General features: G+C 71.8%; 12 protein-coding genes and 1 pseudogene. 12 read left to right on the top strand and 1 reads right to left on the bottom strand.

Annotation, left to right across the window (positions count from 1 at the left end; all coding sequences use genetic code 11):
* The first annotated feature begins 51 nt into the window (after nt 1-51).
* Nucleotides 52-696 (top strand): TetR family transcriptional regulator, encoded by a 645-nt coding sequence (locus tag AB0L59_RS14960; RefSeq protein WP_365582866.1) that lies wholly within the window; start codon nt 52-54, stop codon nt 694-696.
* Nucleotides 697-768: 72 nt separating this feature from the next.
* Here AB0L59_RS14960 and def read toward each other — a convergent pair whose 3' ends face one another.
* Entirely contained in the window at nt 769-1,308 is a 540-nt protein-coding gene (def, locus tag AB0L59_RS14955) for a peptide deformylase (RefSeq protein WP_365582864.1), read from the bottom strand.
* Nucleotides 1,309-1,459: 151 nt separating this feature from the next.
* On the opposite strand from def, the gene AB0L59_RS14950 reads away from it, so the two are divergent.
* From AB0L59_RS14950 to AB0L59_RS14900, 11 genes and pseudogenes are all read left to right on the top strand, one after another.
* Nucleotides 1,460-2,698 carry a MurT ligase domain-containing protein gene (locus tag AB0L59_RS14950; RefSeq protein WP_362122277.1) on the top strand — a complete coding sequence of 413 codons (1,239 nt, stop codon included), beginning with the start codon at nt 1,460-1,462 and terminating at the stop codon, nt 2,696-2,698.
* A 21-nt stretch (nt 2,699-2,719) separates the two neighbouring features.
* On the top strand, nt 2,720-3,448 hold the full coding sequence (locus AB0L59_RS14945; protein ID WP_365582861.1) for a glutamine amidotransferase: 729 nt from the start codon (nt 2,720-2,722) through the stop codon (nt 3,446-3,448).
* A gap of 203 nt (nt 3,449-3,651) precedes the next feature.
* The gene (locus tag AB0L59_RS14940; RefSeq protein WP_365582859.1) at nt 3,652-4,677 is read left to right on the top strand and encodes a 6-phosphofructokinase; all 1,026 of its coding nucleotides are present in this window, start codon (nt 3,652-3,654) and stop codon (nt 4,675-4,677) included.
* A 128-nt stretch (nt 4,678-4,805) separates the two neighbouring features.
* Nucleotides 4,806-5,756 (top strand): cytochrome c oxidase assembly protein, encoded by a 951-nt coding sequence (locus tag AB0L59_RS14935; protein WP_365582857.1) that lies wholly within the window; start codon nt 4,806-4,808, stop codon nt 5,754-5,756.
* A gap of 103 nt (nt 5,757-5,859) precedes the next feature.
* Entirely contained in the window at nt 5,860-6,027 is a 168-nt protein-coding gene (locus AB0L59_RS14930; protein ID WP_365582854.1) for a hypothetical protein, read from the top strand.
* 36 nt (nt 6,028-6,063) lie between these two features.
* Nucleotides 6,064-6,549 carry an Lrp/AsnC family transcriptional regulator gene (locus AB0L59_RS14925; protein ID WP_365582851.1) on the top strand — a complete coding sequence of 162 codons (486 nt, stop codon included), beginning with the start codon at nt 6,064-6,066 and terminating at the stop codon, nt 6,547-6,549.
* Between the two features lie 153 nt (nt 6,550-6,702).
* Nucleotides 6,703-7,512 (top strand): dimethylargininase, encoded by an 810-nt coding sequence (gene ddaH / locus AB0L59_RS14920; protein WP_365582848.1) that lies wholly within the window; start codon nt 6,703-6,705, stop codon nt 7,510-7,512.
* A complete protein-coding gene (gene rocD / locus AB0L59_RS14915; protein WP_365582845.1) occupies nt 7,512-8,732 on the top strand; it encodes an ornithine--oxo-acid transaminase in 1,221 nt (406 codons plus the stop codon). The genes ddaH and rocD overlap by 1 nt, the downstream gene beginning before the upstream one ends.
* 126 nt (nt 8,733-8,858) lie before the next feature.
* On the top strand, nt 8,859-11,312 hold the full coding sequence (locus tag AB0L59_RS14910) for a SpoIIE family protein phosphatase (protein ID WP_365582842.1): 2,454 nt from the start codon (nt 8,859-8,861) through the stop codon (nt 11,310-11,312).
* A gap of 81 nt (nt 11,313-11,393) precedes the next feature.
* Nucleotides 11,394-13,026: pseudogene (locus tag AB0L59_RS14905) on the top strand (SpoIIE family protein phosphatase).
* 340 nt (nt 13,027-13,366) lie between these two features.
* On the top strand, nt 13,367-13,765 hold the full coding sequence (locus tag AB0L59_RS14900; RefSeq protein WP_365582840.1) for a gas vesicle structural protein GvpA: 399 nt from the start codon (nt 13,367-13,369) through the stop codon (nt 13,763-13,765).
* Nucleotides 13,766-14,106 lie beyond the last annotated feature (341 nt).

Genomic DNA, 14,106 nt, shown 5'->3' with positions numbered 1-14,106 from the left:
CAGTGTTAGTTTGCGCAGGCGTCACCGAATCAGCACGGGTGGGGAGAGCACATGGACACCACACAGCGGACCGACCAGCAGCGGTCCGCCGACCGCCGACGGCGCGAGCTGCTGGAGGCCGCCGACCGGGTGGTGCTCCGCGACGGCCCTCAGGCGTCGATGAACGCGATCGCGGCGGAGGCGGGCATCACGAAGCCGATCCTCTACCGCCACTTCGGCGACAAGGGCGGCCTTTACGCGGCTTTGGCCAAGCGGCACACGGATGCGCTGCTCGATTCGTTGCGGGCGGCGCTGGACGCTCCGGCCGACCGGCGGGAGCGGGTCGAGTCGACGCTGGACACGTATCTCGCCGCGATCGAGGCACGGCCTCAGGTGTACCGGTTCCTGATGCATCCGGCCGATGGGAGCCAGGGCGGCGACCAAGGGTTCGACGTCGGCAAGCACAGCGCGCCGTTGCTCCGCAGGATGGGCGAGGAGCTGGCCCAGGTGATCGAGGAGCGAGTGGACCTCGGGCCGGACAGTCAGCAGCTCGCCCGCGTGTGGGGGCACGGGATCGTCGGCATGATGCATGCCGCCGGGGACTGGTGGCTGGGTGAACGCCCCTGCTCACGCGCCGAGTTGGTCCGTTCACTCGCCGATTTGCTGTGGGGTCGCCTCGCGGCGGCCGGGGACAGGATGGGCGGGCCGGGGTTCTGACGGCCGTTTCGCATGCACGAGTGCGTGGGGGCCGAGCTCCCGGTTCCCCGCGCCCCAACAGGTCCGCACACTTCACCGACGCCATGAGGCTCTCGAGATCTGCCTGAACAGTCTCCGCTTGCGCCACCCCGTGAGGTGATCGGCGTACACCCGACCCGCCAAGTGGTCGCACTCGTGCTGCAGGCACCGCGCGAAGAAACCCGTGCCGTGGATGGTGACCGGCTCCCCCGTCGCCGTGAAGCCCTCGACCACCGCGTGGTCGTGGCGCTCCGTCCCCGCCTCCAGGCCCGGCAGGGACAGGCAGCCCTCGGGTCCCCGGACCACCACCCCGTCGGCCGTCACCAGCCGCGGGTTCACCACGTGCCCCAGATGCCGCATATCGTCGTCATCCGGACAGTCGTAGACGAAAACACTCAGCGGCACCCCGATCTGATTCGCCGCCAGCCCCACCCCCTGCGCCGCGTACATGGTCGCGAACAAGTCCTCAACGAGGTCGGCGACTTCGGGACCGAAGTCGGTGACCTCGCCGCAGGGCTCGTGCAAAGCGCGGTGTCCGAGCAGGGAAAGAGGCCGGACGCGCCCGCGGGCGCCCGGGATCGTGCCGTGTCGCATAGCGGCAAGGGTACGGTTCCTTCAGCTCATGCCCGCCGCACAGGCGTGGGCCGGGATTCGGGTGTGCGAATGGATCTCGATAGGCTGAGGACCACACCACGCTGCCGGATGGCCCCAGGCGCGGCGCGTACGCAAGGAGGATCGAGAACTGATGGCAGGCAACTCGGACCCGCTCACGCCGCGGGCCAAGCTGGCCGTGACCGCGGGCAAGGCGGTCGCTGCGGCATCGCGCGCCGCGGGGCGCGGCAGCGGGTCGGTGATCGGTGGCCGGGTCGCACTGAGACTCGACCCCGACCTGCTCGCCCGGCTCGCGCAGAACCTGGACGTCGTCCTGGTGTCGGCGACCAACGGCAAGACGACGACCACCCGGCTGATCGCCGAGGCGCTGCGCGCCGCGGGCCCGGTCGTGTCGAACGCGCTCGGTGCCAACATGCCGGCCGGTATCACCTCCGCGCTCGCGGGCGGCTCGGACGCGAAGTTCGGCGTCATCGAGGTCGACGAGAAGTACCTGGCCGGTGTGGCCCGGGACACCGACCCCAAGTGCATCGCCCTGCTCAACCTCTCCCGCGACCAGCTCGACCGCGCCGCCGAGACCAGGATGCTCGCCGAGAACTGGCGCGAGGGTCTCGCCGGCTCCAAGGCCGTCGTGGTCGCCAACTGCGACGACCCGCTGGTGGTGTGGGCCGCCTCCTCGTCGCCGAACGTGATCTGGGTCGCGGCCGGGCAGATGTGGAAGGACGACGCCTGGTCCTGCCCGTCGTGCGGTGGTGTCATGCAGCGCCCCGGCGACGACTGGTTCTGCGGCGAGTGCGGGTTCCGGCGGCCGACGCCGACCTGGGCGCTGTCCGGGGACCACGTCCTCGACCCGCACGGGTCCGCCTGGCCGATCCACCTGCAGCTGCCGGGCCGCGCCAACAAGGCGAACGCCGCCTCCTCCGCCGCCGTCGCCGCCGTCTTCGGGGTGCCGCCGCAGGTCGCCCTGGAGCGGATGTACCAGGTGCAGGCCGTGGCCGGCCGGTACGACGTCGTGCAGTTCCAGAACCGCGATCTGCGGCTGCTGCTGGCCAAGAACCCGGCCGGCTGGCTGGAGACGTTCTCCCTGATCGACCCGCCGCCCGCCCCGGTGATCCTGTCCGTGAACGCCCGCGGCGCCGACGGCACCGACACCTCCTGGCTGTGGGACGTCGACTACACCCGGCTGACCGGCCACCCGATCTTCGTCATCGGCGACCGGAAGCTGGACCTCGCCGTCCGTCTGGAGGTCGCGAACCAGCACTTCCAGGTCTGCGAGAACCTCGACCAGGCCGTGCAGATGTGCCCGCCGGGCCGTATCGAGGTCATCGCGAACTACACCGCGTTCCAGGACCTGCGCCGCCGCGTCGGCAACTGATCTTCGAAGGGCGATCACCTCATGAGCGACAACCAACTGCGGCTGGTGTGGATCTATCCGGACCTGCTCAGCACCTACGGCGACCAGGGCAACGCCCTCGTCGTGGAGCGGCGGGCCCGGCAGCGCGGCCTGGACGTGGCCCGGCTCGACGTGCGCAGCGACCAGCCGATCCCGACCTCCGGCGACATCTATCTGATCGGCGGCGGCGAGGACCGTCCGCAGCGCCTCGCGGCCGAGCGGCTGCGCCGTGACGGGCATCTGCAGCGGGCGGTGCAGAACGGCGCGATCGTGTTCTCCGTCTGCGCCGGCTACCAGATCCTCGGCCACGAGTTCATCAACGACCTGGGCCAGCGCGAGCCGGGCCTCGGCCTGCTCGACGTGGTCTCGGTGCGCGGCGAGGGCGAGCGGTGCGTCGGCGACGTGCTCGCCGACATCGACCCGCAGCTCGGGCTGCCCCAGCTGACCGGCTTCGAGAACCACCAGGGCGTCACCCACCTCGGTCCGACCGCCCGCCCGTTCGCCCGGGTGAAGATCGGCAAGGGCAACGGCACCGGGGACGGCACGGAGGGCGCGTACAACGGCACCGTGTTCGGCACCTACATGCACGGCCCGGTTCTCGCCCGCAACCCGCAGATCGCCGACCTTCTGCTGAAGCTGGCGCTCGACGTCAACGCGCTGCCGCCGGTCGACGACCGCTGGTACGAGGCGCTCCGCAACGAGCGCATCGCGGCCGCGGAACAGCCCGCCTGAGCGCCGCTCCAGCGGTGTACCAGCGGGTTCCGGCAGGTCTCGTGGCGGGCCCGCCTGACACGTCGTCCGCTCACATGTGCGGGCGCGTCCAGCAGGCGGACGCCCGCTACGGCGCCACCCCCTGACGCCGGTAGGGTGGCCGGGAATCCGCCGGACAACGTGGTCCGGTCTACCCGGCCCACGTTGAGAAGGTATTTCGGGCTATGCGCATTGGTGTCCTCACGTCCGGCGGCGACTGCCCCGGCCTGAACGCCGTCATCCGGTCCGTCGTGCACCGTGCCGTCGCCGACCACGGCGACGAGGTCATCGGCTTCCGGGACGGCTGGAAGGGCCTCCTGGAGTGCGACTATCTCAAGCTCGACCTCGACGCCGTGGGCGGGATCCTGGCGCGCGGCGGCACCATCCTCGGCTCCTCCCGGGTCCGCCCGGAGCATCTGCGGGACGGTGTCGAGCGGGCCAGGGGCCATGTCGCGGAACTCGGCCTGGACGCGATCATCCCGATCGGCGGTGAGGGCACGCTGAAGGCGGCCCGCCTGCTGTCGGACAACGGGCTGCCGATCGTCGGCGTGCCCAAGACCATCGACAACGACATCGCTGTCACGGACGTCACCTTCGGCTTCGACACGGCCGTCACCGTGGCGACGGAGGCGCTGGACCGGCTGAAGACCACCGCCGAGTCGCACCAGCGAGTGCTGATCGTGGAGGTCATGGGCCGGCACACCGGCTGGATCGCGCTGCACTCCGGCATGGCGGCCGGCGCCCACGCCATCGTCGTCCCGGAACGCCCCTTCGACATCGAGGAGTTGACGACGAGGGTCGGCGCGCGGTTCGAGGCGGGCAAGCGGTTCGCCATCGTGGTCGCGGCGGAGGGCGCCAAGCCCAAGGCCGGCACGATGGACTTCGACGAGGGCGGCAAGGACGTCTACGGCCATGAGCGCTTCGCCGGGATCGCCCGGCAGCTGTCGATCGAGCTGGAGCAGCGGCTCGGCAAGGAGGCGCGGCCGGTGATCCTCGGGCACGTGCAGCGGGGCGGCACGCCGACGGCCTACGACCGGGTGCTCGCCACGCGGTTCGGGTGGCACGCGGTGGAGGCCGTGCACCGCGGTGAGTTCGGGAGGATGACGGCGCTGCGCGGGACGGACATCGTCATGGTGTCGCTGGCCGAGGCGGTCGAGACCCTGAAGACCGTGCCGGTGCAGCGGTACGACGAGGCCGAGTGCGTCCTGTAGCCCGGTAGTTCGGGTGAGAACAAACCGCCCCCGGTCACAGCCGTGGCCCGGGGCGGTTCTACTCTTGGTGCGGACACAGACAGCTGTGGACAGAAACCGCACAACCCCCACGTATCAGGAGCCGCCGGATGGATCACAGCGGACACGGCATGATGATGGATCTGCCGCCGTTCACGCTGGCGCGGGGGCTGGCGTGGTCGGCGGATCCGTTCTTCCTGGTGGCCTGCGTGGCCGGGCTCGCCCTGTACGGCTGGGGTGTCGTACGGCTGCGGCGGCGCGGGGACGCGTGGTCCGCCGGACGTACGGTGTCGTACGTCGCCGGGGTGCTGACCGTCGTCCTGGTGATGTGCACCAGGCTGAACGACTACGGCATGGTCATGTTCAGCGTGCACATGGTGCAGCACATGGTCATCAGCATGCTGTCACCGATCCTGATCCTGCTGGGTGCGCCGGTCACGCTGGCGCTGCGGGCGCTGCCGGCCGCCGGCCGGGGCCGCACGGGTCCGCGCGAGCTGCTGCTGGCGCTGCTGCACAGCCGGTACATGCGCATCATCACGCACCCGGCGTTCACCATCCCGCTGTTCATCGCGAGCCTGTACGCGCTGTACTTCTCCCCCCTCTTCGACTTCCTCATGGGGTCCAAGGCCGGGCACATCGCGATGATGGTGCACTTCCTCGCGGTCGGCGTGGTGTTCTTCTGGCCGATCATCGGCGTCGACCCGGGCCCGCACCGGCCGGGGCACCTGATGCGGATGCTGGAGCTCTTCGCGGGCATGCCGTTCCACGCGTTCTTCGGCATCGCGCTGATGATGGCCTCGACGCCGATGGTGGAGACCTTCAGGGATCCGCCGGCCTCCCTCGGCATCGACGCACTGGCCGACCAGAACGCGGCCGGCGGCATCGCCTGGGCGTTCAGCGAGATCCCGTCCGTGCTGGTGCTGATCGCGCTGCTGTTCCAGTGGTACGGCTCCGAGCAGCGGCAGGCCAAGCGCGAGGACCGGGCCGCCGACCGGGACGGCGACAAGGAGCTGGAGGCGTACAACGCCTATCTGGCCTCGCTCAACGCCCGCGAGGGCTGAGGGCACGCCGGACCGGCCGGGCACCGGGGCTGGACGGATCCGTCCCCTCCGGGCGGGAATCGGGGCACCATGGTCATGGACGGACCAAGAGGAGGGTGTCGCGATGCCCGGTACCACGAACGGTTCCACCAAGGCGATGGGGGCTCTCACGGTCGGCGGGCTCGTCGTCGTGACCGCCTACACGGTCGCGCTCGGCAGCAACGGCTGGCTGTGGTTCGGATGGGTCGTACTGGGACTGCTGACGCTCGCCATGGTCGTCACGCAGTCGTGAGGTCTGCCGTTCCGCGGGGCTGACTACAGTGCCCGCATGAACAGCAGGACACCCTCGTTCGACGAGCTCGACCGCAAGATCGTCACTGCCCTGATGGCGAACGCCCGCACCAGCTTCGCCGAGATCGGCACCGGCATCGGGTTGTCCGCGACGGCGGTGAAGCGGCGCGTGGACCGGCTGCGGGAGACCGGGGTGATCACCGGGTTCACGGCGACGGTGAGACCCTCGGCGCTCGGCTGGCGCACGGAGGCGTACGTCGAGGTGTACTGCGAGGGCGCGGCCCCGCCCCGGCGGCTGGCGGAGGTCGTCCGCAACCATCCGGAGATCGCGGCGGCCATGACGGTGACCGGCGGCGCCGACGCGCTGCTGCATGTGCGGGCCCGGGACGTGGAGCACTTCGAGGAGGTGCTGGAGCGGATCCGCGTCGAGCCGTTCATCCGGAAGACGATCAGCGTGATGGTGCTGTCCCACCTCCTCCCGGAAAGCCCGGAAGCGGGAGCGACCCACGCTGCGCCCGAATGACGCGGGCCATGCGCAGCAGTGGTGCGTGTACCGGTCGAAGAACGCAGCGATGCTGCGCCCTTGAGCAGCTTTCGTTTCTTGTCGGCCGTCTGCCTCCCTTTCTACCGTGGTGCCACCCCCAAGTGACACACAGCAAAGCGGAGGAAACCCTCTGTGTCCCCAACCCGTGTACAGCGCCCTCGGCGCTTTCTCGTCTGTGAACCCAGACATTTCGCCGTGCAGTACGCGATCAATCCGTGGATGCATCCCGACCGGCCGGTCGACGTGGACCTCGCCCAGGAGCAGTGGCAGACGCTGATCCGCTCCTACCGCGCCCACGGGCACACCGTCGAGTCGCTCGAGCCGGTCGCCGGTCTGCCCGACATGGTCTTCGCCGCCAACGCGGCGTGCGTGGTCGGCGGCCGCGTCTTCGGTTCCCTCTTCCACGCACCGGAGCGGCGCCCGGAGTCACTGCACTACGACACCTGGTTCAAGGCCGCCGGCTATGACGTGTACCGCCCCGAGTCGGTGACCGAGGGCGAGGGCGACCTGGTGTGGACGGGCCGGTACGTGCTCGCCGGCACCGGCTTCCGCACCACCCGGGAGGCGCACCGGGAGGCGCAGGAGTTCCTCGGCCATCCCGTGATCGGCCTGACCCTGGTGGACCCGTACTTCTACCACCTGGACACGGCGCTGTTCGTCCTCGACGACGACAACGTCTGCTACTACCCGGAGGCGTTCTCGGCGGGCAGCCGGGAGGTGCTGCGCCGGCTGTACCCGGACGCGGTGCTCGCCACCCGCGAGGACGCGATGGCGTTCGGCCTGAACTCGGTGTCCGACGGCCGCAACGTCTTCATCGCGCCCCACGCCGAGGCGCTCGCCGAACGTCTCGCCGGCCACGGCTATGTCCCCGTCCCCGTCGACCTCTCCGAGTTCCACAAGGCCGGCGGCGGCATCAAGTGCTGCACCCAGGAGATCCGCTGATGACCGCACCCGCGCGCACCCGCACGTCCGACGACCTGATCCGTGCCGAGGAGCCCGTCCTCGCGCACAACTACCACCCGCTGCCGGTGGTGGTCGCCCGCGCCGAGGGCACCTGGGTGGAGGACGTCGAGGGCCGCCGCTACCTCGACATGCTCGCCGGTTACTCCGCGCTGAACTTCGGCCACCGGCACCCGGCGCTGATCGAGGCCGCGCACCGTCAGCTCGACCAGCTGACGCTGACCTCCCGCGCCTTCCACAACGACCGCCTCGCCGGCTTCGCCGAACGGCTGGCGGAGCTGACCGGCCTGGACATGGTGCTGCCGATGAACACCGGCGCCGAGGCGGTGGAGAGCGGCATCAAGGTGGCCCGCAAGTGGGCGTACGACGTGAAGGGCGTCCCCGCCGACCGGGCGACGATCGTGGTCGCTGCGGAGAACTTCCACGGCCGTACGACGACCATCGTCAGCTTCTCCACGGACGAGACGGCCCGGGCCGGCTTCGGCCCCTTCACGCCCGGCTTCAAGGTCGTGCCGTACGACGACCTGACCGCGCTGGAGGAGGCCGTCGACGACACCACGGCGGCCGTGCTGATCGAGCCCGTCCAGGGCGAGGCGGGTGTGATCATCCCGCACGACGGCTATCTCGCCGGGGTGCGGGAGCTGACCCGCCGCAAGGGCTGTCTGTTCATCGCGGACGAGATCCAGTCGGGCCTCGGCCGCACCGGCCGTACCTTGGCCGTCGAGCACGAGGACGTCGTGCCGGACGTGCTGCTGCTCGGCAAGGCGCTGGGCGGCGGGATCGTGCCGGTGTCGGCGGTGGTGGCCCGGCGCGAGGTGCTGGGCGTGCTGCACCCGGGCGAGCACGGCTCCACGTTCGGCGGCAACCCGCTCGCGGCGGCGGTCGGCACGGCCGTGGTGGAGCTGCTTCAGACCGGTGAGTTCCAGCGGCGGGCCGCCGAACTGGGCGCGGTCCTGCGGGACGGGCTGACCGAGCTGGCCGGCAAGGGCGTGGTCGGCTTCCGCTCCCGTGGCCTGTGGGCGGGCGTCGACATCGACCCGGCGATCGGCACCGGCCGGGAGATCAGCGAGCGGCTGATGCGGGAAGGGGTCCTGGTGAAGGACACCCATGGTTCCACGATCCGCCTCGCGCCCCCGCTGACCATCACGGCGGAGGAACTGCGCTCGGCGCTGGGGGCACTGGAGAAGGTGCTGGGTTCGTGACGAGCGGATGGGGGGTGACCGGCCGGCCTCCCCCCATCCGCTCGTTTGCGCGCCTCCACCCGATGCCCAAGGGTGAAGATTGAGCCAAGAGGGGGTAGACCACTCTCAGCTACAGAGAGGTCGGCCGTGAGCACTCACGAGGAGCAGGACGCACGGCAGCGGTTCGACGTGGCCGACGCCGCGCCCCTGCTGCTCGACGCGCAGGGCGTGGTGACGAGCTGGACGCACGGCGCCCAGCGCCTGCTGGCGTACACGGCCGCCGAGGTGGTGGGCACCAAGGCGACCGCCCTGCTGTCCCCCGAGGACGCCTCGCGGGTGCCCGAGCTGGCCGAGCGATGCCGCAGGGACGGCGGCTGGGCGGGGTTGCTGACCGCACGGTGCAAGGGCGGCCGGCCGGTCCGGGTGATGGTGCGGATCACCCCGGCGGTGGAACCCGGCGGCGCACCGCACTGGCTGGTTCTGCTCTCCGACGTGGCGGGGGCGCGCGGCTGGGACATGACCCGCGAGGTGCTCGAGCAGATGGTCACCGACTCCCCCGTCGGCATCGCGATCGTGGACGCCGATCTGCGCTGCGTCTGGTCGAACGAGGCCCTGGAGAGGTACGGCGGCGGCTCCCCGGGGGAGCGGCTCGGGCGACGGCTGGCGGAGATCCAGCCGGGCCTCGACTCCGAGGGCATCGAGACACAGATGCGGCGCGTGCTGGAGACCGGCCGGCCGGTGGTCGGGTACGAGCACGTGGGCCAGATCAGGTCCGCGCCGCACCGGGAGACGGCGCACATGATGTCGTTCACCCGCCTCGACGACGACCAGGGCCACCCCATGGGCGTGTACTACACCGTCGTCGACATCACCGAGCGGCACCGCGCCCGGCAGCGGCTGGCCCTGCTCGACCGGGCCGGCGAGCAGATCGGCCGCAGCCTGGACATCATGCGGACCGCGCAGGAACTGGCCGACGTGGCCGTGCAGGACTTCGCCGACTTCGTCAGCGTGGATCTGCTGGAGTCCGTGCTGCGGGGCGCCGAGCCCGAGCCGCTGAGCGACACGGACCAGGTGCCGCTGCGGCGCGCCGGGCACCGGTCGGTGGAGCCGGGGACGCCGGAGGCCGTCGTCGAGATCGGCGCGGCGGCCACCTACCTCGCCGGATCACCTCCGATCCGCTGTCTGACCACGGCCCGGTCCTGGCGCGAGGAACGCCTCGACCCGCTGGCCAAGGAGTGGGCCACGGACATCCCGGACGGCAGGGCGGCGACCTTCCTCGAGCTGGGCCTGCACAGCGTGATGATCGTGCCCATCCAGGCGCGCGGCGTCACGATGGGCGTCACCACCTTCTTCCGGCGCCACCATCAGGACCCGTTCGACGAGGACGACCTCAGCCTCGCCGAGGACCTGGTGTCCCGGGCGGCCGTCTGCGTGGACAACGCCCGCCGCTACACCCGCGAGCGGGATTCGGCCCTGGTCCTGCAGCGCAGCCTGCTGCCGCAGCGGCTGCCCGAGCAGGACGCGGTGGAGGTGGCCGCCTGCTACCGGCCGGCCGACGAGCTGACCGGCCTCGGCGGCGACTGGTACGACCTCATTCCGCTGTCCGGTGCACGCGTGGCCCTGGTCGTGGGCGAGGTGCCGGGGCATGGGATCGACGCCGCGGCGGCCATGGGCCGGGTCCGCACCGCCGTCCGCACCCTCGCGGCACTCGATCTGCCGCCCGAGGAGGTCCTCGCACACCTCGACGACCTGGTGGCACGGATGGCCCGCGAGGAGGGCGAGGGCCCCCCGGCCGCGGAGGTCTCCGACGAACAGGCGATGGGCTCCGGGTGCGTGTACGTCGTCTACGACCCCGTCGACGGGCAGTGCACGATGGCCGCCGCCGGCCACCCCGCGCCCGCCGTCGTCCGCCCCGACGGCACCGTCCGCTTCGTCGACCTTCCGCAGGGACCGCCGCTCGGGGCGGGCGGTCCGCCCTTCGAGGCGGTCGAACTGAGCCTGGCCGAGGGCAGCACGCTCGCCCTGCACACCGACGGGCTGCTGGCCCACGCGCATGACGGCGGGGCACTCGCCGCGGACCGCGACCGGCTGCGCCAGGCCCTGGAACGGCGCGCCTCCTCGCTCGACGCGCGCTGCCGGGCCGTGGTCGACGCCCTGGTCCCGGCGCGGCCGTACGACGACGTGGCCCTGCTGATGGCCCACACCAGGCTGCTCGGCGCCGACCGGGTCGCCGACTGGGACCTGGCCGCCGACCCGGCCGTGGTCGCCGACACCCGCAAGGAGGCCGCCCGGCAGCTGACCGAGTGGAATCTGGAGGAGCTGGCCTTCACCACCGAACTGGTCGTGAGCGAGCTGGTCACCAACGCCATCCGCCATGCGGAGGGCCCCGTCCGGCTCCGGCTGATCAGGGGGCGTGCGCTGATCTGCGAGGTCTACGACGGCAGCGCGACCGCACCCCATCTGCGCCACCCGAGGGCCACGGACGAAGGCGGCCGCGGACTGCTGCTGGTCTCCCAGTTCACCGAGCGGTGGGGCACCCGCTTCGCGCCCGGCGGGAAGGTCATCTGGGCCGAGCAGGCCCTGACGGATCCGCCGGCCTGACCTGCCCGGCCGTCCTACGAGCACGCGCACATATCACTTGACGTGGGAAGATGACGTGACTGTGGCGGACGGGCGGTAGCCATGAACGATGCGGCCATCGACTACGCGGGGGTGTTCCAGGCGCTGCCGGGCACAGTGGCGCTGCTGACCCCCGACCTGGTCTTCGCGGACGTCAACAGGGAGTTCCTGCTGGCGGCCGGGCGCACCCGCGAGCAGGTGGTGGGCCGCTGTCTCTTCGACGTCTTCCCGGACAACCCGAACGACGACACCGCGTCGGGCATGCGCAATCTGGCGGCCTCGCTGGCACGGGTCGCGACCACGGGGGAGCGCGACGCCATGGCCCTGCAGCGCTACGACGTCGAGGACCCCGAGCGGCCCGGGGAGTGGGAGGAGCGCTACTGGAGCCCGGTCAACGCGCCGGTGTTCGGTCCGGACGGCGACGTGGTGCTGCTGGTGCACCGGGTCGAGGAGGTCACCGAGCTGATCCGGGCCCCCGGCGGCCCCACCGGCTGCCGGGCCCGGGTCCTCGAGGCCGAGCTGTACACGCGCGCCCGCGAACTGCAGGAGCTCAACGAACGGCTGCGCCGGGCCCACGCCCGCGAGCGCGAGGTGGCCCTGGCCCTGCAGAAGGCGATGCTGTCCGCCCGGCGGCAGGTCGGCCACCATGACGCCGCGGTGCGCTACCGGCCCGCGGTCGGCGCACTGAACGTGTGCGGGGACTGGTACGACCTCGTCGACCTGGTGGGCGGCCACCGTATCGCCGTGGCCGTGGGCGACGTGGTCGGACACGGACTGGAGGCCGCCGGGGTGATGGGTCAGCTGCGCAGCGCTGAGCGCCGCCTCCCGGGTCGCCGCGGGGCCGGCCGAGGCCCTGAACGTCCTGGGGAGGTACGCGGGCGTCGTCGAGGGCGCCGAATCGGCCACCGTCGTCACGACGTTCATCGACTTCGACGAGCACACGATCACCTACAGCAGCGCCGGGCATCCGCCGCCCGTCCTCGTCCATCACGACGGCCGTCTGGAGTTCCTCGACCGGGCCACCGACCCACCGCTCGACGCCCGACCCGACCCGGTCCCCCGGCCCCAGGCCCGCAAGGCCTACGACGAGGGCGCCACCCTCGTCCTCTACACCGACGGCCTGGTCGAGCGCCGCGGCGAGGACATCGACACCGGTCTGGCCCGGCTCGCCGAGTCGCTCGAACGCCATCGTGCGGAGGACCCCGAGAGCCTCGCGGACGCCGTGCTGCTGGAACTGCTGCCCTCCGGGGGCGCCACCGACGACACGGCGCTGTTATCGTGCGGCTGTGACCCGTCGCCGGGCGGTGTGCGCCGCACATGGCGACCGTGGTCCCGGTCACGGCCCGGCACGCCGGGAACGGCGCAGAAGCCCTCGTTCCGCGCCGGCCAGGGCTTGGCCGGCGTCGCCGTACCGTGGCCGCCGGCGCGTGGCCCGAACCCCGGACCCCGGGCGGCAGACTGCCCGGCACCGGGCCCCCTCGCCTCACCAGGACCGGCCCAAGGCACTGGTGGCCGTGCCGGTGACGGTCGCCGACAGCGACGAGGGGGCCTGGCGGGCCGCGGCCCTGTATCCGCTCGTCGACCGGCGGCCGGGACAGGCGCGGGAGAAGCCCGCCCGGTCCGTGGCCGGCACAGGGCGCCGGCGAGGCGCCCGCGCCGACCGCCGTACCGGCCCAGAGGTGCGGCCCCGCCGTAGTGGAGCCGGACGCGGGCCAGTGGCCCCTGCCGCCGCAGCCGGTGTCCGGGGACCGGACGAAGGGGTTCTGTACGCCCGGTCAGCATGGCGTCGGTCCGAAGAGGTTACTGGCCCCCCGCTCGGCGCCGGTGTCGCGGTGTGCGGGGCAGGGCACGGGGCGCCAGACGGGCGCGGAGCCGGCCGGGCGGACGGTGGCGTCCGACCGGGCAGGACCACCTCGTCGAGCTCGTACAGGTGTTTGCCCACAGGTGGTGGGGCTACTCGCGCGTGGAAGCCTGCGTCGCAAGGGACAGGCGCCGACAAGACCGCGCAAGTGGCAGATGGCAAGGGGTTGGTCGCGATGACCGTGGCGACGCAGCAGGGTGGCGGAGGCGGTTCCAGTGGCCTCTACGACGTTCTGGAACTCATTCTCGACCGCGGGCTGGTGATCGACGCGTACATACGGGTCTCCCTTGTCGGTATCGAGATACTGAAGATCGACGTACGCATCGTGGTCGCCAGCGTCGACACGTACCTTCGCTTTGCCGAGGCGTGCAATCGCCTCGATCTGGAAGCGGGGCCGCGCAAGCCGGCCGGGCTTACCGAGCTCACGGGGCAGCTCACGCAGTCCGGTGCCCGCGGCAAGGCCAAGGGAGCCCTGTCCGGCGCCGCGGAGGCGATCTCTGACTCCTTCCAGCAGGCACGTGGCGAGGGCCGGGAGCGTCCGGGCGACCGGGCCTCGCGCAGGAGAGGGGAGTGAGAGATGGCGATCTGCCTGACGGGGCCTGATCGATGCCGGTGGCGATCCGGGGCGTGAGTTACGCGCAGGGTGGCGGGTTGACCGCTGCGGAGAGGGCCCGGCCTCGCCTGGACGGCCCGAGCTCAGTGCGGCCGGCCGGGACGCGGGAGTGGGCCGCCGCGAACGTGCACTGACCCACCGTCAGATCCGGTACCGCCGGGACATAGTCGACAGCTGCCTGGCCGGCACCGGCCCTGCCATCCGCGGGTAACGAATCCCACGACACCCTCCCCCCGTCGACTGCGGCGACGACCTGGGAACGCATCGGCCGCCCGCACTGCCGTGCCTCCACCGACACGGCT

Origin of the sequence: Streptomyces sp. NPDC052109 (genome assembly GCF_040680195.1) — a bacterium.
In the GTDB taxonomy this organism is placed as follows: Bacteria; Actinomycetota; Actinomycetes; order Streptomycetales; family Streptomycetaceae; genus Streptomyces.
Note: the sequence above shows the minus strand (reverse complement) of the source record. Positions and strands in the feature narration are given on the sequence as shown.